A 23,796-nucleotide genomic window follows, 5' to 3' on the forward strand; every position below is an offset into this window, starting at 1 on the left:
CAGCCATTATGAAAATGTTAAATAATTGTTTCTTAGTAAATATTTAAGGATATTATTGTATAATATTATCAATACTTTAAGGGTATAAAAAGGATACATATTAATTATAAGGAGGCGTTAAATTGGAAAGAGCATGGTGGAAGGAAGCTGTTGTATACCAGATTTATCCTAGAAGCTTTATGGATAGTAATGGGGATGGAATAGGTGATTTACCAGGAATAATAGATAAGCTTGATTATTTGGTAGAATTAGGCGTTGATGTCATCTGGCTTTGTCCAATATATGATTCTCCTAATGATGACAATGGCTATGATATAAGAGACTATGAGAATATAATGAAGGAGTTTGGAACCATAGAGGATTTTAAGCTTCTACTTTCTAAGGCTCATGATAAGGGGCTAAGAGTAATTATGGACCTTGTAGTGAATCATACCTCTGATGAACATAGATGGTTTGTAGAAGGTAAGAAATCTCCTGAAAGTCCTTATAGAGATTATTATATTTGGAGGGAAGGTAAGCTTGCATTACCTCCTAACAACTGGGGAAGTAACTTTAGTGGCCCTGCTTGGAAGTATGATTCAGAGATGAAAATGTTTTATTTACATCTATTTTCTCCAAAACAGCCAGACTTAAATTGGGAAAATCCTGCTTTAAGAGAAGAAATATATAGTATGATGAAAAAGTGGCTAGACATAGGGGTGGATGGCTTTAGGATGGATGTTATTAATTTCATAGGTAAAGATACGGACTTTCCCCAAGGAGAGGTTTCACCGGGGAGTAAGTATGCCAGCTTCTATCCCTTCGTGGCTAATAAAGAAAAATCCCATGAATATTTAAAGGAAATGAATGAAAAGGTTCTTTCAAAATATGATATTCTTACGGTAGGAGAGACTCCTGGGGCTACAGTAGAGGATGCAAAAAAGTATGCTGGCTTTCATAGAAATGAGCTTAAAATGGTATTCCATTTTGACCACATGAATATAGATGGTGGAGAAAGAGGTAAATGGAGTGCCAATAGCTTCAAGCTTACAGAGCTGAAGAAAATATTTTCTAGCTGGCAGAAGGGTCTCCATGGGGAGGCTTGGAATAGTTTATATTGGAATAATCATGATCAACCAAGAGCGGTTTCGAGATTTGGTTGTGATAAAAGTCCTAAAGCCTTAGAGAAGTCTGCAAAAATGCTTGCTACCTGCCTTCATATGCTTCAGGGAACCCCATATATTTATCAAGGAGAAGAGATTGGGATGACTAATGTTCGCTTTGAGGCTCTTCAGGATTATAAGGATATAGAAACCCTGAATGCTTATAAGGATTTGGTTCTGGAGGGTGATGTAGACCATGAAACCATGATGGCTTATATCCATAAAGCTGGAAGAGACAATGCAAGAACTCCTATGCAGTGGAATGCTTCTAATCATGGAGGCTTTACAGAAGGAAATCCCTGGATTAAGGTAAATCCAAACTATAGGGAAATAAATGTAGAGTTACAGCTCCAGGATGACGGCTCAATATTTAACTACTATAAAAAGCTAATAGCCCTCCGAAAAAAACATCCGCTTATCGTTTACGGCAGCTATGAGGAGATAAAAAATACTGCCACGGAAGATTTAGTATATGGATATATAAGAGAGTTAGATGGAGAAAAACTTATAGTGATAAATAATTTTTCTGGGAGAAGCATTTATTTTAATGAAGGTAAAGAGCTAAAACTTGAGGAGGGAGAGCTTTTGATAACTAATTACGATGAAGGAAGCTTCCTTAAGGACTATACTTTGAGACCTTATGAAGCTAGGGTTTATATGATAAAGTAATATAGATAGTTTTTAAATTACTGTGTAATGCTGGAAGGAATCGTGGAGTTTAATATGAGTATTTATGTATCCCATTTAGTTTCAAATAAGGATATCCTATCAATAAAGGAAAGATATGCTGTAGGTATTGAAATAGTTAACTTTGCTAGTGCCCTGAGCCTGGATAATAAGGATGAAGAGCTAGATGTACTCTTTAAAGGTATAGGGAATCATCTTACGGGAAAGGTTTCAGTTCATGGACCTTATTCTGATATGTCTCCTGGTAGCCCTGATAGAAAAATAAGAAGAGTTACCATGGATAGATTTCAGGAATGCTATGAGCTGGCTTCCGGGGTGCTGAAGGCTGAAAGGATAGTTTTTCATAGTGGTTTTATACCAAAGCTATCCTATGACCTGGAATGGTTAAAATACTCCAAAGAGTTTTGGGAGGAATTCTTGCAGGATAAGCAGGAGGATGGTATTAAAATTCATATAGAAAATGTCTTTGAGGAGGATTATAAGCTTCTTTGTGAGCTGGTGGATTATATAAATAAGCCTAACTTCTCAATCTGCCTGGATATAGGGCATAAAAATGCTTGCTCTACTCTCTCCCTTGAGCAGTGGGTTAAAGCCATGGGAAAAAGAATCGGTTATGTTCATCTTCATAATAATGATGGAAAAGGAGATCTTCATAATCCACTAGAAGAAGGAACAATAAATATGCCAGAAGCCCTAAAGCTTTTGAAGGAATATTCTCATGAAGCTGCCTGGTGCTTGGAGGTGTTTTCTAAGGGAGGAATAGAAAGCTCTCTGGATTATTTAATAGATTGTGGTTATTTGTGATATTAAGCTGCAATTAATAATTATTAATAGCTTTTTAAAATAAAAAATGAGCTTTGTAAGCTCATTTTTTATTTGAATAAATGTATTTTATTTGTACTGTTAAGTTTTTTTAGCGTGATTACTATCATGGGGAAGAGGAATATGCCTAGTATTCCCATGACTTTATTCCCTATATACATACTAATTAATGTTGCTATTGGGTGAAGTCCTATCTGGTTTCCAACGATTTTTGGCTCTAATACATTTCTTACTACAGTAATGATTAGATACATAACAACTATGCCGATGGCAAAGAGATAGTTTCCTAATATAGCTTCAATCACAGCCCAAGGGACTAAAATACCTCCGGTACCTAAAACAGGAAGAATGTCAATTAGTGCAATTAAGCCTGCTACAGCTATGGCGTTATTTACCCTTAATATAGAAAGTCCTATAGAAAGCTCTATGAAGGTTAGAATCATTAGAAGTGCATATACCCTCAAAATTTTAAAGACACTGTCCACAAAGTAATGCTTCACATCATATATTATGCTCTTAGCTCTAGGGGAGAATTGCCTCATTATAAATTCCATGATCCTATCGTAGTCTAGAGTTAAGAAGAAGGAGGAAATAATGGTAAATATGAGCCCTATAAAGGCACTTGGTATAACGGCTACTATAGAGGTAATGATGTCTATTGAATTTTTTGATAGCGAGGTTACCATAGAACCGAGAGTTTGAATAAGATTTGGTATAATATCCTCTAGAGCAAATACAAGGTCTGGAGAAAAGTCTGAGACAAAGTTCTCTATATTACCAAAAAGTATCAAAAATGCAGGTTCTACACTATCACTATAGAATTCAGGTATCATGGAGAATAAATCTTTAATCCCCAGAAGAAACCTCATAAATAATAGGGAGATCAGTACTCCTACTATAGCAAAGAATAATGCTAACACAACTATACTGGCAATTCTATAGGGAATCTTAGCTTTCTTAGTGAGTAATAGGATCAGCGGTCTCATAGCTAAAGTGATGCCTAAGGCTAGAATAAAAGGAAGAAACCAACCTATGCCGTATTTTAGTGCCACAAAAGCAATTAGGGCTACAATCATGAAATATATAAAATTTATAATAAATGCTCTTTTTTTCTCTAAATTCATAGCATCCTGACCTCTTTTTCTCAATAATGTAAGACTGATTAAGCTAAAGTCTTTTTATGGCTTAAGGTTTTCTTATACTTATATGATAACATTTATTAGCAATTAATACCATTGCTTAATGTAAAGTGTAGAAAAAATTTGCAGCTTTTTAATATTAATTTCTTTATAAACTAGCTTGTTTATTATTAATATTGTGTAAAGTTCTATATTATCTAAAAAAATAGATGAAATTTCGACAAAAAAAGCGTATAATATACATAGGATGAAATTAAGCTAACAGGAAGTTTTCATTTTGCAACAGGTATAAGGGATAGGTATTAGAGTATAGAAATTATATAAATCATAAAATTATTAATCAGGCTTAATGTAATCCAGGAGGAGCTTTTTTAAAAGGCTCCTTTTTACTATTCCTTATTTTTCAGGTTCTCGGCTTTTTCTCTAAGTGTATTTAAGTTGTCCTTTTGTGTGGCTAGTAGTGCTATAGTATCAGATATGAGATCTAAAAAGCTGGACATAACAGCAAGCTCTGAAGCGTCTCTATCCTTTGAAAGTATAAGAGCGAGATCATAGGCTAGTAAGGTTAATTCTTCAGGAGTATACTGGGCGAAATTTATCATAATTATCTCCTCCTTCCATAATATTAATGAAGGGCAGAATAAAAATATTCCTCATATTGGAATTTAATTATGAGAATAAAGAGGAATTCTATCTTTTATATTGAATTAATATTATTTAAGAATATTATTATAAAGGAGAGGTGAGAAATGGATAGATTTTATTTAACCTTTGAAAACACAGAGACGGCTACAACAAAAAGTGGAATAAGTATCCCTGTGGATTATTCCTTTTGGCCTAAGGTTATAAAGTACTTTACAGATAGGTCTACGTCCTTCCTAGTAGAATGCTGGGATGATGAAAAAGAAGCTATTCGTTCAGCCTCCGGCTATGGCGAGAAAAAAGAGGATATTGCATCTAAACTTCTGACCTTTGAAGGAAGACTTACAGAGGAGTTCATTCATGAGCTTATTAATGAACCTTTTGATCAAGAGGGGAAGATAAAGTGGTTTACTTTAAAGCTTAAGCAGGATGATGAATACATTCTCTGTGCAGCTCATTATGGCAGTGAATTTATTACAGGATATCTAAGAGCAGATGATAAGATATTTATAGAAGAGAATTTACCAAAGGACTTTTCTCTAGAGGTAATTTACGAAGAATAATTAATGTAATCAGTATTATTTTAGAAGGTATTAAATAATGAGGTAAACGTTTATAATAGTTTCATTATCTAAGGTGCAGTGAATTCTGCACCTCCTTCTTAGTGTGATAAAATTTCTCCTAAAATAATAATATATAATATAAGTATAGCTTATTAGGCTTAAAATTATAATGCAGGGGAGGAAGCTATGGGTAAGTATGTTAAGTGGGGGAGTATAATTTTAGTAGTGTTAGTGGTTTTAGCAGCAGGAGCATATTTTGCTGGAAGGCTAATTAAGGATTCTGATGGAAAAGATAAGGTAAGTACACCTGTAGAGCAGGGAAATAAAACAGAAGAAGATACCGCCTCAGTTTTTTTTCAAGAAGATAAGGTGGATGAAAAAGATTTAGACTCAAAGAAAAAGGTTTATGATATGATCCATGTAATGGCCAATACTCTCATTATTGCAGAGGATGGAGAGGTGTGGGGACAGCAGCCTATAACAAAGGATAGAATAGAAGCGATTATGAAAGCCATGGAAGAGCTGGATATTACCGATGAAAAGCTATGGTCTACCTTAAAGCGTTGGGAGCAGCAGGATTTTAGTGAAGGCGTCGAGGATCATAATTATGTCTGGAAAAAGTATCTAGATGGAACGGTAGGTAAGGCTATTAAGCTTAAAAAGGACAAGGAGTAGGATGAAGGTGCAGAGGATGAAATATAAAGCAGTTATTTGGGATTTTGATGGTACCTTATTTGATACCTATCCAGTAATGGTGAAAGCTTTTAAGGAAGCACTGGCAAAGAGAGGATATTTAGAAGCTGAGGAACAGATATTAAAGCATATGAAGGTTTCCGTAAGGGAAGCGATAAATCATTATACTGCTTTATACGATTTGGACAAGGATTTTCCTTTGGATTATGTTAGGGGAGAAGAAGTAAAGGCTTCTGAAGCGCTTCCTTTTCCTTTTGCAAGAGAAGTTTGTCAAGGTATAATAGCTTCAGGAGGACGGAATTATATAGTAACTCATAGAAGCAAGACTAGCGCTGAAAAATATCTTATGGAGCACAGTATGATGAGCTTATTTACTGAAATAGTAGGTAAAGAAAATGGCTTTAAGAGGAAGCCAGACCCAGGGGCTTATCATTATATATTGAATAAATATTCATTAGGAACAGAAGAGGTTTTAATTGTAGGTGACAGAGAATTTGAAGCAAAAGCTGCAGAAATTGCAGGGATTCATTGCTGTTTATTTGATAGTAATAATGTACTAAGGATAACGAAAACCGAGTACTATATTAAGGAGCTCTCAGAGCTTATGAAAATTTTACATCTCGTTGAAACCCTTTAATAATCAGGACTTATAGATAAGGTGAAAGTTAAAAAGCTGCAGAAAATGCAGCTTTTAATTTTTTATTTATATATTTTTAACTGATGTTTTACAAATGCATCCTTGACAAAATATTCAGAATAATGTAATATGTAATCAAATAAAAAATCATTTTTACCTCTTAGTAAAAATGGTGGTTGGAGGTGATAGTGATTAATTATAGAAGGAGACTTCTAGAATTTTAATAAGTAAGGGGTGAGACCACCAAAATATTAAACGAAATACCCAATATTTTTTAACCTCTTTATTCCTCTATTTATAGAGTTTATGATAGATTAGAATTTTATCTAAGCTTCTTTCAGAGTGAATAATGCAGTAGAAGTTGTAGAAAGGAGAAGTAAGCTTTATTGTCTGAAAATAATCCACCAAACTTTACCGAAGGTTAGGATAGCCGTTAGAAATTGATGTTGGCTATCCTAACCTTTTGCTATTTAATGGTAATATATGTAAACTTTTTGTTTTGTTACTTGACAACCTAGAAAGTTACAGTGATAATTGTAATATATAAAAAAATATATGGAGATAGAAAATGATGAAATTTATAATTAAAAGCTATAGGAACCATGTGGCTATTTTATTTATACTTATTAGCCTAATATCCTTTGCAGGCTGTGCAAAGGGACCTAACTTTATAGACAGTCATTCAATCTCAGAGGTAAAAATCTATAAAATGCTGCCTATAGTAGGGAAAGCACAGGGCTATGACAGTGAGCTTATAGATACAATCAGCGATAAAAATACAATTAATCAATTAATCAATGGCATAGAAAAATCAGAGGTTGGAGACAAAGAGCTTTCCTATGCTAAAGAACATATACTACACTACGAAATAAGATTTGTTTATAAAAATATTGACAAGCATGCAGTTAGCTTGTGGCTTGCCGATGACATGAATAAAGCTGTTATCAGTACAATAGGTTATTACTATTTAGATGAAAATACTACTGATATTATAAGGGAGCTTATTAATTAATAATAAGCTCCCTTATATTTATTGCTAATAACTAGACATAAAGAAATGTTGCTGTAATTTCGGCAGTGATTTCTAAGGTTCCTGGCATAATTGGTGTAACCGCCGATGCCTTGAAAAGATTAACTTCGCCATAGACTCTCTCTGATGGCTTTTCTATGATAGATACTGGTATTCTATCTATTTTTATAGACATATCCTGTGAAAGGGTAAGAGCTTTACTTTGAGCGTTTCTTAAGGCGGCTCTTAAGGCCTCGTTATAATATGCTTCTGAGTTTTTTATAATAAAGTTAACTCCCTGTACAATATTAGCACCGGCATTTACAGCTCTATCGATAATTTCTCCTACCTCAGAAAGCCTAGTAACCTCTATGGATAATATATTTGAGATTCTATAGCCCTTAAATATTTGTTTTCCATCCTGATAATCATATTGAGGCTCAATAGTGTAGCTGGAGGTTTTGATATTATCTCTGGGAACCCCCGAGCTTAATATTGCTTTAATAACTCTAGTAGAAATTTCTGCATTTTCCTCTTGAAGTCCTTCAAGCTCTTTACCTTCTGTAACAACTCCTAATGTTATCATTGCCGTATCTGGAGCCGCATTTATGCGGCCGCTTCCTATCACCTTAATTCTACCTCTAGTTAATGCGCTCTCATTATTGCTCCCGTAAGAAAACATGGGATAATTGATCATAGTCTACTTCCTTATTTGATTGATTTATATATTATATTCAAAGTGCTATATATTTTCCTATAACCTTATGCAATTCTTTTTATAAGAATCTATAAAATTTTCCTATAAATAGCTATGATAATTGATAATAGATTGAGTTTTCTTTATAATTGATTTAATCTAAGGATTAAACTGAAGTAAATTAATTAGAATATGGGGAGCAGATATAATGGATAGAAACTTACTGTTAGATAGAAAGAAGGTAAATGAGAAGCAATACCATAAACAAAGTATTAAAACAGCTTTCTTAACAACAATTCCTGTTATGACAGGATATCTTGTGCTGAGTATTGGCTTCGGTGTATTGCTGAATACAAAGGGCTACGGGGTGCCTTGGGCATTGGCTATGAGTCTTGGGATTTATGCAGGGTCTATGCAGTTTGTAGCAATTGATCTTTTGGGAGCAGGTGCATCACTGATAACTGTAGCTTTGACAACGCTGACAGTTAATGCACGTCATTTGTTTTATGGTATTTCTATGATCGATAAATATGAGAATACAGGAAAAATAAAACCTTATCTAATGTTTTCTCTTACGGATGAGACTTACTCTCTGGTTTGTAATGATGCTCCAAGCAAGGAGCTTGTGGATAAAAAAAGCTATTATTTCTTTGTATCACTGTTTAATCAACTATATTGGGTCATAGGCTCTGTTATTGGAGTTTTACTTGGAGCTGTTATACCTTTTAATACTGAAGGTATTGATTTTGCATTGACTGCACTTTTTATCACTGTATTTGTGGAACAGTGGCTTGAAGCTAAAAATCACCTTCCAGCTATTATAGGAGTAGTGGCATCGGTTATAAACTTACTTATTTTTGGAAGTGATAATTTTTTAATCCCTTCAATGATTTCTATTGTAGTTATTCTCACTCTCCTTAGGAAAAAGGAGGGTTAATATAATGGGAAATATGTATTCTGTTTTAATGATAGGAGTTATAGCTTTAATAACTATTATTTTAAGGTTTTTGCCATTCATATTGTTTAGGAAAGGAAAGACTCCAGGGTATATCATATCTCTTGGAAGGGTATTGCCCTATGCGATTATGGGAATGTTAGTTATTTTTTGTTTGAAAAATGTATCTATATTACAAACACCCTTTGCTCTTCCAGAATTTATTTCTTGTGGGGTGGTGATCCTACTTCATCTTTGGAAGAGGAAGACTCTTATTAGTATTATTGGTGGTACTGCCTGCTACATGTATTTGGTTCAGGTTATATTTTAAGGGATAATTTTCTGTAGGTTGTTTATTTTTTCTATATTTAATAAGTGTACTTGCTATTATTGTCAGTAGTTAATAAATAGTTAATCCTCCTTTAATATCTATGTTATATACCTATGATAAAATAATCATAGGTTTTATTATAGCCAAGCTTCCTGTGTACATTTGACAGGAGGATACAAGGAGGTATTATTTATGCATATTATTGATATGAAGGGCTTTAAGGCTGTAGGCTTACCAGTGCAGGGAGATTGGCAGACTCTTCCTGAGGTTATGCCGGAAAAATGGGATGAGTTTTATAAAAATAGTATTAATATAAAGAATAGGGTAAAGGAAGGATATATGGACATCTGTCTATCGGAGGTAGATGGGATATATACTCAATTTATCTGTGCTGAGGTATCGGAGTTTGATGAGGTTCCAGAAGGCTTCATGTGTCAGGAGATTCCTGAAGGCAAATATCTTCATTATACCCATACGGTGAGAGTAGAGGAGATCTATGCTTCCTTTGAAGAGATGTACAGCTTTGCTGAGGCTCATGGCCATAAGGTAACGGGGTTTAAGATTGACTATGGTTATGAAGAGGGTGGAACTGAGAGTGAGCATGAGCTTTATATAAGGGTGATAGAGGAGAGGTAAGAGAGCAGAGAAGAGAGAAAAGAGAAGAGATAAGAGGTAAGAAGTAAGAGGTAAGAGGTAAGAGATAAAAGAGCAGAGAAAAGAGAATAGAGAAAAGAGAAGAGATAAGAGATAAGAGATAAGAAGTAAGAGTGAAGAAGAGAGATATCGCTGAGGCGATATGATATACGGCTGTGCCGTATGATATACTTCCTTTGGAAGTATGATATAATATCCGTTTCTTCATTTGCCGAAAGGCATATATCATCGCAGAGAGTGCGATATCATATCGTAGATATATCATCCGTTCGATGGGACGGATATCATTGAAAAAAGCCACATTTGTCTATCTGACAAATGTGGCTTTTTTCATGGAGCAGGTAAAGGGAATCGAACCCTCACACTTAGCTTGGGAAGCTAATATTCTGCCATTAAATTATACCTGCAGAGGTAATTGGTATATTAATTGTAGCACTATTTTTTTGAACTTTCAATATAGTAAATTAGTTAATATACCAAAACCTCTTTATATTTAAATAGCTTTTTTTAACTCTTGATTCTCTTCAGGGAGAGAGCTTATAGGCCTTTTCTCTACAAATCTTGCTACCAGCATGGAGCAAACAGTATTACCTGTGGAGTTTAAGAGGGTAGCTGGGGCATCGATTATAGTGCTTATAACGGCAATTACAGGAAGTATTTCAGGGCTTAGGCCATATAAGCTTATTATAAGCATTTCACCCATCATTCCTCCGTTAGGGATTGCGCCCATAACAGCTCCTACTAAGAAGGAGACAGCAATAACACCTAATATTCTTTCTGGATTGTCTAAATTCATTCCGAATAAACCAAAAACAAATACTATCTTCATAACTCCGCCAAATACAGAGCCATCCTTGTGAGTATTAGCGCCTAGAGGAAGCACTGTCTCTGCGATATCCTCAGGTACACCCATCTTTTTGCTGTACTGAACATTTACAGGTATGCAGGCAGCACTGGAGCAGGTAGCTAAGGCAGTGATAGAAGGTACTGGTGCATGCTTCCAGAAGCTTTTTACTCCTTGCTTTCCACCGGCAATAAAAGCATATAGTGTAAAGAATCCAAAATAGTATAATATAGTTAGAACAAGGTATAGAACGAATACTCTTAAATATCCTTCCAGGATCTGAGTGCCTAGTTGTCCTATTAGTGCTGCAAAGTAGCAACCAAGACCTATAGGAGCATAGATCATAATGATATCAACTATTTTCATCATTACGTCAGAGCCTGAGGAAAGAAATGCTGCTAGAGGTTTACCCTTTTCTCCCACTAGAGAGGTGGAAACACCCAATAATATTGAAAATACTATAAGCTGTAGCATGTTGCTTTTTGATAATAAAGCTGAGAAGTCACCAACAGTAAAGGTGTTAACTAGCTGAGCTAAGATATTCACATCCTGCACTGATTCCATACCTTCACTAGAGCTCGCCATTAGGCTAGAGAAGGAGGACATATCTAAGCCTTTTGTAGGATTAAATATTAATGCTCCTACTACTCCTATTACTGCAGAAAGAAGAGCAGTAATTACAAATACTAGTAGAGTGCTGGTCATGATTTTTCCCAGTCTCTTCATTTCGTTCATGTTTGCAATGGCTGAGCTCACGCTGAAGAAAACTAACGGTACTATAACCATAAACATAAGATTGATAAATAGAGTACCAAGAGGCTCTACAACCTTTGCCGACGGTCCGATAACAGCTCCAAGGATTCCCCCTATCACTATGGAAGATAGTAGAATCAAGGAAGACTTATAAGATTTAAAAAACTCCTTCATAATTTTACCCCCGTATTTTTATTTGTTTATATATTCTTTTACTACTTCTACATCATCAAAATGTATAGTTTTATCCTTAAAGATTTGATAGGTCTCATGGCCCTTACCAGCTATAACGATAATATCTCCCTTTTCTGCAGTATCCAGAGCCATGTGTATGGCCTTTCTTCTGTCTACTTCAGTTATAAATTTGCTGCCAGTTTTTATAATTCCAGCAGTGATATCCTCTAAAATTCTATCAGGATCCTCAGTCCTAGGATTATCTGAGGTGATAATTGATAAGTCTGCTAGACGACCAGAGATTTCTCCCATGATAGGTCTCTTAGTTCTATCTCTGTCACCACCGCAGCCGAAGACAGAAATAACTCTTTTTTCTGCTAGCTCTTTTACAGAGGAAAGTATATTTTCAAGACCATCAGGAGTATGGGCGTAGTCTACCACTACTAAATACCCTTTATCATTAGGTACGCTTTCAAATCTTCCTCTTACGGTTTTCACAGATTTTATAGCTCTGATTATATCCTCTAAGGCAAAGCCTGATAGATGACAGGTACCTATTGCTGCTAGAGCATTATATACAGTAAACTTTCCAGGAATGCTTAAGGCTACAGGATATTCTCTTCCTTCATGGACAAGGGTGAAGTCTACACCATCAAGGGAATATTTGATATTAACTGCTCTGTAATCTGCTTCCTTTATAGCTCCGTAGGTGAAGGTATCACAGGCTGCTCCCTTTACAAAATCCTCTCCGTATGGATCATCAATATTTATTAGGCCTTTTTTGCAGAGGTCAAAAAGCTTAAGCTTCGCATCTCTGTAATTTTCCATGGTTTTATGGTAGTCCAAATGGTCCTGAGTAAGGTTTGTGAAAACTCCTATATTAAAATCTGACTCATCCACACGATGCTCTACTAGACCTATGGAGGTTACCTCCATAACTACATCTGTTACGTTATTTTTAACCATTTCATTAAAGGAAGCCTGTAGCTCTATGGAGTCAGGAGTAGTTGGGTTCTTCTTCTCTGTAGTAAGCTTCTTTCCCCCTAATCGGTTTTCGATTGTTCCTATTATACCAACGGTCCTTCCTAAGGACTCTAAAACCTCAGTGATAAAATATGAAGTTGAGGTTTTGCCGTTAGTACCAGTAATACCTATGAGGTTGAATTTCTTAGATGGCTTTTCATAAAATTCACTAGCAAGGGTAGCCATAACAGCCTTGCTGTCCTTAACCTTTATAAGTGCGATATTCTTAGGTATAGAACTCATTTCTTTTTCAACAATTAATGCTATGGCACCCTCTTCTATAGCGGTGTGTGCATAGTCATGTCTATCTACATTTGCTCCTCTTACACATATAAAAAGGGCTGATTCTCCTACATTTCGTGAATCCCAGCTGATATTTTTGATATCTTCTTGGTCGGAGCCCTGGATAATTTCATAATCAATATTTTGTAATAAATCTCTAATTTTCATTTTCTATCCCTCCTATAAGTATTATACCCATAATTTTTGCTATAAATATTGATATTAATGCTTACTATGTTGCAAATAGTGCTATAATTATAAAAGTGATTTAAGGTGATTTTACCATATGAGGTGAAGGTATATGAATGAAGGTGAAAAAAGAGGCTATCTAAAAAGAGATTTTGAAGTGTTCCATATCAAAGATAAGAAGTCTATAGAATTTAAATATCATCATCATGATTTTCATAAAATAGTATTTTTTATTTCAGGAGGAGTTACTTATCATATAGAGGATAGGACTTATGATCTGGAACCTTGGGATATTCTCCTAGTTGGAAATACTGAAATGCACAAGCCTGTTATAGATGGAAACAAAATATATGAAAGAATTGTTCTCTGGGTATATCCGGATTTTTTGAAGAAAAATAATACAGTTAAAAGTAATCTGTTAGAATGCTTTCAAATCTCTAAGGAAAGAGATTACCATAGACTTAGGCTTCCCTTAGAGGAGCTATCTGAGATAAAGCGGTTATTAAAGGAGCTTTTAGGCTGTAGAGGGTCAGAGGATTATGGAACAGATATTATGGAAAAGCTGCTTTTCCTTAAGCTCATGGTGGAGCTTAATAGACTTTTTCTCAAAAAAGGTGATGAGAAAGAGGAGGAGGGAATAAGCTATGATAAAAATATAACGGCCCTAATAAAGTATATCAACAGGAATCTTTCTGAGGATTTAACCATTGATAAGCTATCCTCGAGGTTTTATTTGAGCCGTTATTATCTAATGCATAGGTTTAAGGAGGAAACAGGAACATCAATATACAGCTTTATAATACAGAAGAGGCTTATAAGGGCAAGAGAGCTTATGAGAGAAGGTATGTCAGTAACTGAAGCTTCTTCACAGTGTGGCTTTAAGGATTATTCTACCTTTGTAAAGGCTTTTAAAAAGAGCTATAGCTGCACACCAAGAGAGTATTTAAAAGAGCTTAATAAGCCGCAAATATCTAAAGAAGGCTTACAAAATATAGATTTTTAAAAAAGTAGAGATTATACTGTTAGTATAACTTTTTTGGAAAAAATTACAGTGAAGAAGATGGAAGTGGATAGGATGGAAAATAAAATAAGATTAGCAGGAATTTTAAAAGAGAGCCTTGTTAATGGTCCTGGCATGAGGAGAGTTTTTTTCTCACAGGGCTGCAGCCATGACTGCATAGGCTGCTTCAATCCAGATACTCATGATTTTAATGGGGGCTTTCTCTGGGATAGGGATGAGCTTATTAAAGAAGTTTTGGATAATCCCCTGTTAAAAGGTGTAACCTTCTCTGGAGGAGATCCCTTTGAGCAACCTGAGGCTTTTGGCTATATGGCAGAGAATCTTAAAAAACATGGAGTTAACATCTGGAGCTACACTGGCTACACCTTTGAATACCTTGTGGAGAATATGCATAAAAAACCTTACTGGGAGATCATGCTAAATAGCATAGATGTATTGGTAGATGGTAAGTTTCAGGAAGAGCTAAAGGAAGATAATTTGAAATATAGAGGTTCTTCTAATCAAAGGATTATTGATGTTAGAAAAAGTTTAGCAAATAAAACTGTGATTACTGTTAGCTATTAGCTTTAAAAATTTAAGCTTAGAAGGCGTATTATAAAGGAAAAAGCGACTTGCTCTATATAAATTTTACATAGAGCAAGTCGCTTTATTAGTTAAATAATTAGAATAAAGGTGCCTATAGTGATAAATATACCGCCTAACACTGTCTTAAAGGTTAAGGCTTCCTTTAAGATTATAAAGGCCAGTACCATGCTTATCACCACACTGAACTTGTCTATGGGAACTACCTTTGAAGCATCCCCCAGCTGAAGAGCCTTGTAATAAAAAAGCCAGGAAAGACCTGTAGCAATACCAGAGAGAACTAAGAATATCCAGCTCTTCTGTGATATACTGCTTATCTGATTCTGAGTACCAGTAACAAAAACTATCCCCCAAGCCATAAGTAACACAACAACTGTTCTAATAGCCGTGGCTAAATTTGAGTTAATCCCCTGAATACCTAGCTTGGCAAGTATTGAGGTTGTAGCTGCAAAGAATGCTGATAATATTGCAAATAAAATCCACATATGATTCCTACCTCCTGATGTTCTCTCTAACATTTTGACTACCTCCAAAAATGTAAAATGATGGTTAAAAATTATATATTAAGTAATAAAGTGTAACTATATTATAAGCATAAAAATCCTCATTCCTCAACACAAATAAGAAAAGCAGAGATAATCTCTCTGCTTTTTAGATAGTATTGATTTTTATATTATGTTAAATAAGGTAAGGAGTATCATAAGAGCTCCTATACATATTCTGTAGTAGGCAAATCCTTTTAGGGATTGATGCTTTATATAATTTATAAACTGCTCTACTACTACCATTGCCACCATAAAGGAAATGAAGAAACCTAAAGCCAGGGCTATTATTTCTATGGTAGTAAGAGTGAATATATGAGTGAGTAAATAGTATATCGATGCAGAATATATTGTAGGTATAGCTAGGAAAAAAGCAAACTCCGCTCCAGTTATGGCTGTTAGGCCAACTATCCATCCGCCAATTATGGTTGAAGCAGACCTGGAAAAGCCTGGCCATAATATGGCCATTATTTGAAACGAACCTATAATAAAAGCTTTCTTATAGGAAACTTCGTCAATGTGGAGCCTTTTACTATCATGTCTGTATTTTTTTTCTCCAAATAACATCCATAGACCACCAACGAGTAGAGCGAAAGCAACAGGAAGAGGCTGCATCAAATGGTGAGTTACCTTTTCGTGAAGAAGTAAGCCTACAATGCCGGTAGGTATTAGAGCTACAAAAATATTTGTCCATAGCTTAAAACCATCACCACCGGGATGAAGAGTTTTAAATGAGGCGAATATCTTCTTTCTAAAAAGAACTACTATTGCTGTTATAGCACCAGCTTGAATAAAAATCTCAAATAGTTTTTCAAAGGAGCCCTCAAACTCGATAAATCTTCCAATAATAATCATATGCCCTGTGGATGAAATAGGAAGAAATTCTGTTATGCCTTCTACTATAGCAATAACTATCGTCTTTAATATAAAATAAATATCTAAGTCCGTAACAATCACCTCTTGAGGGGGGGGAGTATAAATTACTACCCTGTGTATAATTAATTTTTTGTTCGAAGTTTAAAAAGGAGGAATTAATATCCTTTTTGATTCTAAGTTTTATTAATATATTTGTACATAATTATAAGCTATTAAGTTTAACTAAAAGCTACAAATAAGTTAAAATATTTTTACTTTTAGTAATAAATTATAATAAATTAATAAAATATCAAAATAACTTAATTAGTTGTGGATAAATCTAATAAAAACTATGCTATGCTATAATCATAAGAAAGAATAAAACAGGAGTGTGTGAATGCTTTGAAGACTAATAGAGTAAATAGAATTTTAAAGCTCATGGAGAAGGAAGGGGTAAATCAACTGATAATAACCTCACCTGCATCTATATATTATCTTACAGAAAGATATCTGGACCCTGGGGAAAGGTTAGTGGCCTTGTACTTAAATAACCAGGGGGAGGCTACACTTGTTATTAATGAGCTGTTCCCCTTTAAAGAGGTAGAGGGGCTAAAGCTTTTATGGTATAAGGATAGTGAGGAGCCTGTGGATAGACTTTTATCTCTTGTGAATAAAAACTATCCCCTGGGTATTGATAAGGAATGGCCATCAAGATTTTTGATAAAGCTCATGGAAAGAGGAGCTGCAAAAGGCTATGTTAATTCATCTCCAATAATAGATAGAGCTAGAATGATAAAGGATGAAGAAGAACAGAAGCTTATGAGAGAAGCTTCAAGAATTAATGATAGAGTAATGGAAAGGCTCATAACGTCTATTAAAGGTGATATTAGTGAAAAAGGAATGACCAATATACTTCGTGATATATATGAAGAAGAAGGTGCAGATGGCTTTTCCTTTTCTCCTATTATAGCCTATGGAGCTAATGGTGCAGATCCTCATCATCATTGTGATGGCTCTCTTTTAAAAAGGGGAGATAGTATTATCCTTGATATTGGAGGGATTAAAAGTAATTATTGCTCCGATATGACAAGGACTGTATTCTATCAGGAGGTGTCCGAGAAGCACAGGACTATCTATGAGATTGTAAGAGAGGCTAATCTAGCTGCTATAGGACAGGTGAAGCCTGGAGCACGTTTTTGTGATATAGATAGGGCTGCCAGAGAGGTTATTGAAAAGGCTGGTTATGGAAAGTATTTTACTCATAGAACAGGACATTCTATAGGGTTAGAAGTTCATGATTTTGGTGATGTCAGCTCTGTTAACACAGAGAGGGTGGCACCAGGTATGATATTTTCTATAGAGCCGGGAATTTATCTGCCTCAGGATTTTGGAGTTAGAATAGAGGACTTGGTACTGGTGACTGAAGAAGGAGCAGAGGTGTTGAACTCCACCAGCAAGGATTTAAGAATAATAGAGGGCTAGGGCCTTGTTTTATAAATAGATAATAAAAAAAGAGTCAGTGCTATGAAAAGCAGCTGACTCTTTTATTTAGGCTAAGCTTAGAATTCTGATGTTTTAGTAGTTCTTGGGAAAGGAATTACGTCACGGATGTTCTGCATTCCTGTGATATACATTATTAGTCTTTCAAAGCCCAGACCAAAGCCGGCATGCTTGGTGCCTCCGAATTTTCTAAGCTCTAAATACCACCAATAATCCTCTTCAGAAAGGCCTAAATCCTTCATTCTTTCCGTTAGAACCTCCAGCCTCTCTTCTCTTTGGCTTCCACCAATTATCTCTCCCACTCCTGGAACAAGGCAATCCATGGCTGCTACTGTTTTACCGTCATCATTTAATCTCATGTAGAAGGCCTTAATTTCCTTAGGATAATCTGTTACAAAGACAGGCTTTTTAAAGATTTCTTCGGTAAGATATCTTTCATGTTCAGTCTGAAGATCCATTCCCCATTTTACTGGGAAATCAAACTTCTTTCCTGACTTTTCTAAAAGCTCAACTGCCTCTGTGTAGGTTACTCTTCCAAAATCAGAGCTTACAATGTGGTGAAGCCTTTCTAGTAGGCCTTTATCTATAAAGTTGTTGAAGAACTCAAGCTCCTCTGGACATTCTGCCATGACATATTTAATTACATATTTAAGCATATCCTCAGCCAGCTCCATATCATCCTTAAGCTCAGCAAAGGCTATTTCAGGCTCTATCATCCAGAACTCTGCTGCATGTCTTGCTGTATAAGAGTTTTCAGCTCTAAAGGTAGGGCCGAAGGTATAAACATTTCTAAAAGCTAAGGCATAGCATTCTGCATTGAGCTGTCCTGAAACTGTAAGATTTGAAGCTTTTCCAAAGAAGTCTTCGGAGTAATCAATATCTCCTGCTTCTGTAGTTGGAGGGTTCTTTAGGTCAAGGGTTGTCACATGGAACATTTCTCCTGCACCCTCAGCGTCGCTGGCTGTTATTATTGGTGTATGGGTATAGACAAAGCCTCTTTCCTGGAAGAACTTGTGTATACCATAGGCAGCTACAGATCGAACTCTAAATACTGCTGAAAAAGCATTGCTTCTAGGTCTTAAGTGAGCAATGGTTCTAAGATATTCAAAGGTATGCCTCTTTTTTTGGAGAGGATAATCACTGGTAGATAAGCCTTCTACCTCTATAGCTTCTGCATGAACCTCAAAGGGCTGCTTAGCCTCTGGAGTTTCTACTAAGGTTCCAATAATCTTGATGCTGGAGCTTATAGAAAGCTTTGATATATCCTTAAAGTTAGCTAGCTTGGTGTCAAAAACTATCTGAAGATTTTTGAAAAAGGTTCCGTCATTTAATTCTATAAAACCAAAGGCGTTAGAAGCTCTAAGGGTTCTTATCCAGCCTGAAAGCTCTATCCTCTGACCATAAAAATTGGAGCCATCACGGTAAAGAGTTTTAACTGATACTACTGTCATTTTAACCTTCCTTTCTTTTAAAAAGCTAAACTAATTACATTTTTTATAAAATAAAAAAAGCCATTATTACAATTCAGGGACGAAGGTATTTCGCGGTACCACCCTAATTGTCATAAATGACCACTTTATCAGCAATTACTGTTGGGCGATGATAACGGGGCCCCTTCCGTCTAAATTTACACTCCTAGTGGATTTCAAGATAGAAACTCTGAGATGTTCTTCAATATAAGTATCGTATGAGCCTCTCACCATCGCTCACTCGCTGAAACTACCTCTTATACATACTCTTCTCTTCACTGCATTTAGCTATAGATTTATATAATATTTTACAATAGTAGCTTTAAATAATCAACTATATATAAAAAATTTCCTTAAGCTATATTTTAGTATGTACAAAAGCTTAGATATTTATTCACCACTAGTATTGAAAAGCATATATATAATTTATAATAGTAATTTATGGGGTGTTGTATGCCAGAGTACTTACAGAAAGAGCTTGAAAAAAAATATAAGGAGCTTTGCCAGCTAAAGGATGAGTTAGTTTCTCATACTGGAGAGTATGGAGAGGAGCTCTACAGGAGAAGCTTTCTAGAAATGAGTGATGAGATTGAAGAACTCATAAGGGAGCAGAGAACCAAGGAAATGAGAGCTTCAATTATAAGAAGGGCAAGGGGTTAGTTAAAGGCTGTGAAAGGTTCACAGCCTTTTTATTTAATCCATATCTAAGTTCAATAGAAAAGGGTGAAGCCATAGACATCCACAATTATCAGGGGTATGGTGGTGCATTGGAAAATTTACTGGACTGTAATAAGGATAATTTGAAAAGGCATTATAGTAAAAACAGTGCTTATTATGCTTTTTTCTTCTTCTATCCCTACTCTTTGAGCTTCTATTCATAGAGCTGGAGTACATATTATCTTGATCATCCATATCTTGAAGATTACCTGGTTGAATCATTAAGGGGCCCATTCCTCCCGTATAAGGGGTAAAAGGAAAGATTGCCATTGAATTCATCCATGGGTTAATCTGAGGTCCCATAGTACCAGTTAAATTATAGGCTCCAGTGGAGCTTATATCAGGATAGGTTGTCATAGGATATTGAAGGGGAACACCACCTGAAAACTGGCTTCCCATTTGTCCAGCTCCCATGGTACCCATTGGTCCTTGCAACATAGGATTTACAAATGTAGGTACAGGATAGGCGGGCATATGGGGGATGCAGTAATGAGTCCAACCATACATGGAAGGATGCATTGCAGCTCCTATAGAGCTTTGAGCTGTTGGATTACTGGGAGATAATCCTTCTGTGAAAGATCCCATGGAGGGAGCGTTCTGCCCCATAAAGTAAGTGCCGTATAAAGGATTTGTCGAGGTATTAAAGTTCTGAGTGGCAGATGTAGTCATGTTAAAAGGAATACCTTGATTAGTAGGATACATACCCAGACTTCCACCTCCCATAAAAGAGGAATCCTGCCCAGTACTTCCTAAAGTCCCTGGTATATTTTGAGATTGTGTATCTGAGGTGCTAGGACCTTGAGTAGCAGTATTTTCTGTTCTCATTTCATTGGTATTTATATCCTCAGAAGAGGAGCTTCCTAGGTAGCTGATATCTACCATTAAATCCTCGGCTTCCTGTTTAGTTTTTTCTGAAGCTCTTGGGAAGAAGCTGTTATCAGTTCCCCATATAGAGGAGTTGAATTTTAAAGGGTTGTCATCGCTATAGTACATAAGTACCTCCGTATATTATTTACCACAATTTTAATATATGTTTTATAAGGAAAAAAGTGATAATACAGAGGGCTTTAATTATTTATATTTATCTTATTCAACTCCATTTTTTATAGAGGATATTAATTTCGAAGGAAAATTCTTCATTTCCATGTCCTTTGCGGTTTTTGAATGATCATATTCTACCTGTACAACCTTACCTGATACTTTACCGCTTTTTTCTATATCTATAAGGACATAGCTTGCAGCAGGATTACCATTTTTGGGCTTACCTACACTGCCTGAGTTTATGAGAAGTTTATTATCTATTTCATGGAGGCCTGGTATATGAGTATGAGCACATACTAGAACATCCTCTTGAATTTCACTAAGATGCTTTTTTGCCTCAGGGGAGTCAAAAGTAAGATATTCATTAATCCTTGATGGGCTTCCGTGAACGAAAAGAAAGCTTCTATTCTCAAACACTAGCCTTAAGCTTTCAGGAAGGCTTTCTAAATAAAGCTTATGAGAGGCTCTCAGCTCTTCACTTGTCCAGGGAAGAGAAAAGCTATTTATGGAGGTATCTCTTATAAAAGTAAAGTCATTATCAACCACAGAAGCGTCATAATTTCCCTTAAGGCATAATATCCTTCTTCTTCTTATCAGGGCAACCACTTCATTGGGGTGGGGACCATAGCCTGTTAAATCCCCAAGACAAATTATTAAATCCGCATTATTTTCATCTATATTATCTAATACCTTATTTAGGGCATAAATGTTTCCATGAATATCACTAATACATGCAATTCTCATAGGAGCACCACCTTATTTTAAATAGTTTATTATTATACTTATGCTGCTTCAGAAATATTATATCATTAATGGCCTTACCTATTATAGAGAATTGATAAGACTCTGTAATATTTTTCTTCAATGGAATTTTATTCCTAAAATTTAGGAGACATATAAATATGCCTCCTAAGGATTAATACAAGCTTTATTCAAGGGAAGAATAGAATTTTTATTTATAAGAAGTAGCTTTTCTTCCCTAGATAGTTTTTTTATTGCATATTCTCTTTTTTGAGCATCTATCTTATCTTCATACTCTTCGTAGTAAACTAGCTCTACAGGAAGCTTTGCCCTGGTATATTTAGCGCCTTTTCCCATAGAATGAGCTTTCAACCTTTTTTCTAAGTTGTTTGTCCAGCCTGTATAAAGACTTTCATCACAGCATTTTAAAATATAAACATAGTTCATTTGTTAGCACCCCTGATAAAATTTCAATTATATTTTATCATATATAAATTATTATTGTGGGGGATTAAAGCTTTGGATTATTCAAATTTAAAAATATCCATTGCCTTCAGCATTTCCATATCTATATTGTGTGAAATAGGAAGGTCGTGATCTTCTCTGAAATCAAGCACTGACTTTTTTAGTCCTTCTCCATAGATACCGTCTATGGTGCTTTTGTAATAGCATAAATCCTTAAGTCTTTCTTGAACCCCATAGACATCAGCCCCCCTATCTCCAGGAACCAAAGTTCTCACATAGCTGGTAAACAGCCAGTTGGCACCACCATATATAACCACTGAGGTACCTATATTTACCCTGGAGTATAAGTCCTTAGCATCGGCATTAAACATTCTAATACAGCCATGAGATGCAAAGCTTCCGATAGATGAGGGCTTAGTTGTACCATGGATACCATATATACCCCAAGGAACATTAAGGCCCAGCCATCTTCCACCAAAGCCTTCATTCCATTGACCCTTGCTGGTTATTTTCCAGGTTCCAAGGGGAGAAGGGGAATCCAGTGCTCCAACGGCTATTGAATACTTCTTTATGGTTTCTTTGCTCTCCTTATCTATTAGATAAAGCTGAAGCTCATTTACATCTATTAATATGATATGTTTAGAAGTTTTCTTGTCAGAGGGCTCCGAAGCTGAAGTGGATATGTCCAGGTATAGACACAAGAATATTAATAAGAAACAGAAAAAAACTAGTAAAAAGCTTTTTAGTGCTTTGATATTATTGTATTTTATTAAGGCCATTCCATATTGTCCTCCTATAAAGAATCGTAAATATATTCTTTGCTTCCGTACCTAAAATATCCTAACAAAATTTTGAAAGTGATTTATTCCTTGAAAGTTACTGATTTTATCATATAATTTACCTAAGGATAAATATAAGGGGATGTGGATGATGAAGATAAATACAGTAATATTTGATTTAGATGGTACACTTTTGGATACCCTTGAGGATCTTTGTGATAGTGTAAATTATATAATGACAAATATAGGACATAGTAACAGGGAATTGAAGGAGATAAGAAGCTTCTTAGGAAATGGAGCTGAAACACTCCTAAAAAAATGTCTTTCTAGTGACCTTCAGGAGGAAGAGTTTGTAAAGGTACTGGAGGAATATAAGGCTCATTATCAAATAAATATGCACAATAAGACCTTGCCTTATCCAGGGATTCTTGAGCTTCTACAGGTGCTAAAGGACAGGGGTTATAAGCTTGCTATTGTTTCCAATAAGCAGGATGAGGCGGTAAAGGTACTGGCAGAAAAGTATTTTAAAGGCTTAATTGATACAGCAGCGGGAGAGAGTGCAGCTATAAAGAGAAAGCCTGCTCCAGATACTATATTTAAAGCAATAGAGGAGCTTGGCTCTAAAAAAGAAGAAGCCATATATGTGGGAGATTCCGAGGTGGATTCAGAAGCTGCAAGAAATGCAGGTATACCCTGTGTATTAGTTACCTGGGGCTTTAGAGATAGAGAGGATTTAGAGAAGGAAAAGCCTGATTATATAATTGATGGGGCTGGTGAGCTTTTGAATATACTTGATATATCTGATGATTTAAGAAATAAATAATTTAAAAAAACACCTTAAGGAAAATTACTAACCTTAAGGTGTTTCA

At 35.5% G+C, this 23,796-nt stretch carries 26 protein-coding genes, 1 tRNA gene and 1 other annotated feature; of the genes, 14 read left to right on the forward strand and 13 right to left on the reverse strand.

All coding sequences use genetic code 11. The features are described 5' to 3' along the window. Nucleotides 1-122 precede the first annotated feature (122 nt). Together ACPWSR_RS10345 and ACPWSR_RS10350 are read left to right on the forward strand one after the other, a co-directional pair. Complete coding sequence (locus ACPWSR_RS10345; RefSeq protein ID WP_426348162.1) at nucleotides 123-1,811, forward strand: alpha-glucosidase; 1,689 nt, start codon at nucleotides 123-125, stop codon at nucleotides 1,809-1,811. 54 nt (nucleotides 1,812-1,865) lie between these two features. After that, nucleotides 1,866-2,633 carry a sugar phosphate isomerase/epimerase family protein gene (locus tag ACPWSR_RS10350; protein WP_426348163.1) on the forward strand — a complete coding sequence of 256 codons (768 nt, stop codon included), beginning with the start codon at nucleotides 1,866-1,868 and terminating at the stop codon, nucleotides 2,631-2,633. A gap of 68 nt (nucleotides 2,634-2,701) precedes the next feature. On the opposite strand, the gene ytvI is transcribed toward ACPWSR_RS10350, so the two are convergent. After that, entirely contained in the window at nucleotides 2,702-3,775 is a 1,074-nt protein-coding gene (ytvI, locus tag ACPWSR_RS10355; RefSeq protein ID WP_426348164.1) for a sporulation integral membrane protein YtvI, read from the reverse strand. 404 nt (nucleotides 3,776-4,179) lie between these two features. After that, nucleotides 4,180-4,392, reverse strand: a complete 213-nt coding sequence (locus ACPWSR_RS10360; RefSeq protein ID WP_426348165.1) for a hypothetical protein — start codon at nucleotides 4,390-4,392, stop codon at nucleotides 4,180-4,182. Nucleotides 4,393-4,539: 147 nt separating this feature from the next. On the opposite strand from ACPWSR_RS10360, the gene ACPWSR_RS10365 reads away from it, so the two are divergent. The 4 genes from ACPWSR_RS10365 (at nucleotide 4,540) to ACPWSR_RS10380 (ending at nucleotide 7,337) form a co-directional block, all read left to right on the forward strand. Beyond that, the gene (locus tag ACPWSR_RS10365) at nucleotides 4,540-4,995 is read left to right on the forward strand and encodes a hypothetical protein (RefSeq protein WP_426348166.1); all 456 of its coding nucleotides are present in this window, start codon (nucleotides 4,540-4,542) and stop codon (nucleotides 4,993-4,995) included. Nucleotides 4,996-5,181: 186 nt separating this feature from the next. Continuing rightward, a complete protein-coding gene (locus ACPWSR_RS10370; protein WP_426348167.1) occupies nucleotides 5,182-5,670 on the forward strand; it encodes a DUF6241 domain-containing protein in 489 nt (162 codons plus the stop codon). Between the two features lie 16 nt (nucleotides 5,671-5,686). After that, nucleotides 5,687-6,325, forward strand: coding sequence for an HAD-IA family hydrolase (locus ACPWSR_RS10375; protein WP_426348168.1), 639 nt, complete (start codon nucleotides 5,687-5,689; stop codon nucleotides 6,323-6,325). 568 nt (nucleotides 6,326-6,893) lie between these two features. Then, entirely contained in the window at nucleotides 6,894-7,337 is a 444-nt protein-coding gene (locus ACPWSR_RS10380) for a hypothetical protein (protein WP_426348169.1), read from the forward strand. Between the two features lie 31 nt (nucleotides 7,338-7,368). On the opposite strand, the gene ACPWSR_RS10385 is transcribed toward ACPWSR_RS10380, so the two are convergent. Further along, complete coding sequence (locus ACPWSR_RS10385) at nucleotides 7,369-8,031, reverse strand: SIMPL domain-containing protein (RefSeq protein ID WP_426348170.1); 663 nt, start codon at nucleotides 8,029-8,031, stop codon at nucleotides 7,369-7,371. 208 nt (nucleotides 8,032-8,239) lie between these two features. Between ACPWSR_RS10385 and ACPWSR_RS10390 the strand changes: the two genes are divergently transcribed. The 3 genes from ACPWSR_RS10390 to ACPWSR_RS10400 all read left to right on the forward strand — a co-directional run bounded on the left by ACPWSR_RS10390 (nucleotide 8,240) and on the right by ACPWSR_RS10400 (nucleotide 9,932). Next, a complete protein-coding gene (locus ACPWSR_RS10390) occupies nucleotides 8,240-8,968 on the forward strand; it encodes an AzlC family ABC transporter permease (protein WP_426348171.1) in 729 nt (242 codons plus the stop codon). Between the two features lie 4 nt (nucleotides 8,969-8,972). Then, entirely contained in the window at nucleotides 8,973-9,296 is a 324-nt protein-coding gene (locus ACPWSR_RS10395) for a branched-chain amino acid transporter permease (RefSeq protein WP_426348172.1), read from the forward strand. A gap of 192 nt (nucleotides 9,297-9,488) precedes the next feature. Next, complete coding sequence (locus ACPWSR_RS10400; RefSeq protein WP_426348173.1) at nucleotides 9,489-9,932, forward strand: GyrI-like domain-containing protein; 444 nt, start codon at nucleotides 9,489-9,491, stop codon at nucleotides 9,930-9,932. Between the two features lie 351 nt (nucleotides 9,933-10,283). Here the strand turns inward: ACPWSR_RS10400 and ACPWSR_RS10405 are convergent. The 3 genes from ACPWSR_RS10405 to ACPWSR_RS10415 form a co-directional block, all read right to left on the reverse strand. Next, a tRNA-Gly gene (locus tag ACPWSR_RS10405) sits at nucleotides 10,284-10,357 on the reverse strand. Between the two features lie 86 nt (nucleotides 10,358-10,443). Continuing rightward, nucleotides 10,444-11,721: a dicarboxylate/amino acid:cation symporter gene (locus ACPWSR_RS10410; protein ID WP_426348174.1), complete on the reverse strand. Its 1,278-nt coding sequence runs from the start codon at nucleotides 11,719-11,721 to the stop codon at nucleotides 10,444-10,446. Nucleotides 11,722-11,739: 18 nt separating this feature from the next. Further along, complete coding sequence (locus ACPWSR_RS10415; protein ID WP_426348175.1) at nucleotides 11,740-13,194, reverse strand: UDP-N-acetylmuramoyl-L-alanyl-D-glutamate--2,6-diaminopimelate ligase; 1,455 nt, start codon at nucleotides 13,192-13,194, stop codon at nucleotides 11,740-11,742. A 133-nt stretch (nucleotides 13,195-13,327) separates the two neighbouring features. Between ACPWSR_RS10415 and ACPWSR_RS10420 the strand changes: the two genes are divergently transcribed. Beyond that, nucleotides 13,328-14,218 (forward strand): AraC family transcriptional regulator, encoded by an 891-nt coding sequence (locus ACPWSR_RS10420; RefSeq protein ID WP_426348176.1) that lies wholly within the window; start codon nucleotides 13,328-13,330, stop codon nucleotides 14,216-14,218. Between the two features lie 33 nt (nucleotides 14,219-14,251). Further along, entirely contained in the window at nucleotides 14,252-14,800 is a 549-nt protein-coding gene (gene nrdG, locus ACPWSR_RS10425) for an anaerobic ribonucleoside-triphosphate reductase activating protein (RefSeq protein ID WP_426348177.1), read from the forward strand. Nucleotides 14,801-14,889: 89 nt separating this feature from the next. Here the strand turns inward: nrdG and ACPWSR_RS10430 are convergent, their stop codons facing one another. After that, on the reverse strand, nucleotides 14,890-15,303 hold the full coding sequence (locus ACPWSR_RS10430) for an EamA family transporter (RefSeq protein WP_426348178.1): 414 nt from the start codon (nucleotides 15,301-15,303) through the stop codon (nucleotides 14,890-14,892). A 183-nt stretch (nucleotides 15,304-15,486) separates the two neighbouring features. Further along, the gene (locus ACPWSR_RS10435; RefSeq protein WP_426348179.1) at nucleotides 15,487-16,317 is read right to left on the reverse strand and encodes an undecaprenyl-diphosphate phosphatase; all 831 of its coding nucleotides are present in this window, start codon (nucleotides 16,315-16,317) and stop codon (nucleotides 15,487-15,489) included. Nucleotides 16,318-16,617: 300 nt separating this feature from the next. On the opposite strand from ACPWSR_RS10435, the gene ACPWSR_RS10440 reads away from it, so the two are divergent. Further along, a complete protein-coding gene (locus ACPWSR_RS10440) occupies nucleotides 16,618-17,697 on the forward strand; it encodes a M24 family metallopeptidase (protein ID WP_426348180.1) in 1,080 nt (359 codons plus the stop codon). Between the two features lie 77 nt (nucleotides 17,698-17,774). Here ACPWSR_RS10440 and asnS read toward each other — a convergent pair whose 3' ends face one another. Then, a complete protein-coding gene (asnS, locus tag ACPWSR_RS10445; RefSeq protein WP_426348181.1) occupies nucleotides 17,775-19,166 on the reverse strand; it encodes an asparagine--tRNA ligase in 1,392 nt (463 codons plus the stop codon). Between the two features lie 72 nt (nucleotides 19,167-19,238). Beyond that, nucleotides 19,239-19,472, reverse strand: a binding site (T-box leader). 165 nt (nucleotides 19,473-19,637) lie between these two features. On the opposite strand from asnS, the gene ACPWSR_RS10450 reads away from it, so the two are divergent. Next, the gene (locus ACPWSR_RS10450; RefSeq protein ID WP_426348182.1) at nucleotides 19,638-19,844 is read left to right on the forward strand and encodes a hypothetical protein; all 207 of its coding nucleotides are present in this window, start codon (nucleotides 19,638-19,640) and stop codon (nucleotides 19,842-19,844) included. A 33-nt stretch (nucleotides 19,845-19,877) separates the two neighbouring features. Here the strand turns inward: ACPWSR_RS10450 and ACPWSR_RS10455 are convergent, their stop codons facing one another. The 4 genes from ACPWSR_RS10455 to ACPWSR_RS10470 form a co-directional block, all read right to left on the reverse strand. Further along, nucleotides 19,878-20,894, reverse strand: a complete 1,017-nt coding sequence (locus tag ACPWSR_RS10455; protein WP_426348183.1) for a hypothetical protein — start codon at nucleotides 20,892-20,894, stop codon at nucleotides 19,878-19,880. A 93-nt stretch (nucleotides 20,895-20,987) separates the two neighbouring features. Next, entirely contained in the window at nucleotides 20,988-21,686 is a 699-nt protein-coding gene (locus ACPWSR_RS10460) for a metallophosphoesterase family protein (protein WP_426348184.1), read from the reverse strand. 165 nt (nucleotides 21,687-21,851) lie between these two features. Next, nucleotides 21,852-22,130 (reverse strand): GIY-YIG nuclease family protein, encoded by a 279-nt coding sequence (locus tag ACPWSR_RS10465; protein ID WP_426348185.1) that lies wholly within the window; start codon nucleotides 22,128-22,130, stop codon nucleotides 21,852-21,854. 77 nt (nucleotides 22,131-22,207) lie between these two features. Continuing rightward, nucleotides 22,208-22,927 carry a L,D-transpeptidase family protein gene (locus ACPWSR_RS10470; protein WP_426348186.1) on the reverse strand — a complete coding sequence of 240 codons (720 nt, stop codon included), beginning with the start codon at nucleotides 22,925-22,927 and terminating at the stop codon, nucleotides 22,208-22,210. Between the two features lie 151 nt (nucleotides 22,928-23,078). Between ACPWSR_RS10470 and ACPWSR_RS10475 the strand changes: the two genes are divergently transcribed. After that, nucleotides 23,079-23,750, forward strand: a complete 672-nt coding sequence (locus ACPWSR_RS10475) for an HAD family hydrolase (protein WP_426348187.1) — start codon at nucleotides 23,079-23,081, stop codon at nucleotides 23,748-23,750. Nucleotides 23,751-23,796: the final 46 nt, after the last annotated feature.

Source organism: Alloiococcus sp. CFN-8, from assembly GCF_049943125.1.
Classification (GTDB): domain Bacteria; phylum Bacillota; class Clostridia; order Clostridiales; family Clostridiaceae; genus JAEXZL01.

Bases quoted from the DNA above. Each gene is read 5' to 3' on its own strand.
- ACPWSR_RS10365 (WP_426348166.1), top strand. From the start codon at position 4,540: ATGGATAGATTTTATTTAACCTTTGAAAACACAGAGACGGCTACAACA.
- ACPWSR_RS10385 (WP_426348170.1), bottom strand. From the start codon at position 8,031: ATGATCAATTATCCCATGTTTTCTTACGGGAGCAATAATGAGAGCGCA.
- ACPWSR_RS10350 (WP_426348163.1), top strand. From the start codon at position 1,866: ATGAGTATTTATGTATCCCATTTAGTTTCAAATAAGGATATCCTATCA.
- ACPWSR_RS10430 (WP_426348178.1), bottom strand. From the start codon at position 15,303: ATGTGGATTTTATTTGCAATATTATCAGCATTCTTTGCAGCTACAACC.
- ACPWSR_RS10450 (WP_426348182.1), top strand. From the start codon at position 19,638: ATGCCAGAGTACTTACAGAAAGAGCTTGAAAAAAAATATAAGGAGCTT.
- ACPWSR_RS10455 (WP_426348183.1), bottom strand. From the start codon at position 20,894: ATGTACTATAGCGATGACAACCCTTTAAAATTCAACTCCTCTATATGG.
- ACPWSR_RS10400 (WP_426348173.1), top strand. From the start codon at position 9,489: ATGCATATTATTGATATGAAGGGCTTTAAGGCTGTAGGCTTACCAGTG.
- ACPWSR_RS10470 (WP_426348186.1), bottom strand. From the start codon at position 22,927: ATGGCCTTAATAAAATACAATAATATCAAAGCACTAAAAAGCTTTTTA.
- ACPWSR_RS10360 (WP_426348165.1), bottom strand. From the start codon at position 4,392: ATGATAAATTTCGCCCAGTATACTCCTGAAGAATTAACCTTACTAGCC.
- ACPWSR_RS10370 (WP_426348167.1), top strand. From the start codon at position 5,182: ATGGGTAAGTATGTTAAGTGGGGGAGTATAATTTTAGTAGTGTTAGTG.
- ACPWSR_RS10460 (WP_426348184.1), bottom strand. From the start codon at position 21,686: ATGAGAATTGCATGTATTAGTGATATTCATGGAAACATTTATGCCCTA.
- ACPWSR_RS10410 (WP_426348174.1), bottom strand. From the start codon at position 11,721: ATGAAGGAGTTTTTTAAATCTTATAAGTCTTCCTTGATTCTACTATCT.
- ACPWSR_RS10390 (WP_426348171.1), top strand. From the start codon at position 8,240: ATGGATAGAAACTTACTGTTAGATAGAAAGAAGGTAAATGAGAAGCAA.
- ACPWSR_RS10475 (WP_426348187.1), top strand. From the start codon at position 23,079: ATGAAGATAAATACAGTAATATTTGATTTAGATGGTACACTTTTGGAT.
- ytvI (WP_426348164.1), bottom strand. From the start codon at position 3,775: ATGAATTTAGAGAAAAAAAGAGCATTTATTATAAATTTTATATATTTC.
- ACPWSR_RS10465 (WP_426348185.1), bottom strand. From the start codon at position 22,130: ATGAACTATGTTTATATTTTAAAATGCTGTGATGAAAGTCTTTATACA.
- ACPWSR_RS10420 (WP_426348176.1), top strand. From the start codon at position 13,328: ATGAATGAAGGTGAAAAAAGAGGCTATCTAAAAAGAGATTTTGAAGTG.
- ACPWSR_RS10380 (WP_426348169.1), top strand. From the start codon at position 6,894: ATGATGAAATTTATAATTAAAAGCTATAGGAACCATGTGGCTATTTTA.
- ACPWSR_RS10375 (WP_426348168.1), top strand. From the start codon at position 5,687: ATGAAATATAAAGCAGTTATTTGGGATTTTGATGGTACCTTATTTGAT.
- ACPWSR_RS10415 (WP_426348175.1), bottom strand. From the start codon at position 13,194: ATGAAAATTAGAGATTTATTACAAAATATTGATTATGAAATTATCCAG.
- ACPWSR_RS10395 (WP_426348172.1), top strand. From the start codon at position 8,973: ATGGGAAATATGTATTCTGTTTTAATGATAGGAGTTATAGCTTTAATA.
- asnS (WP_426348181.1), bottom strand. From the start codon at position 19,166: ATGACAGTAGTATCAGTTAAAACTCTTTACCGTGATGGCTCCAATTTT.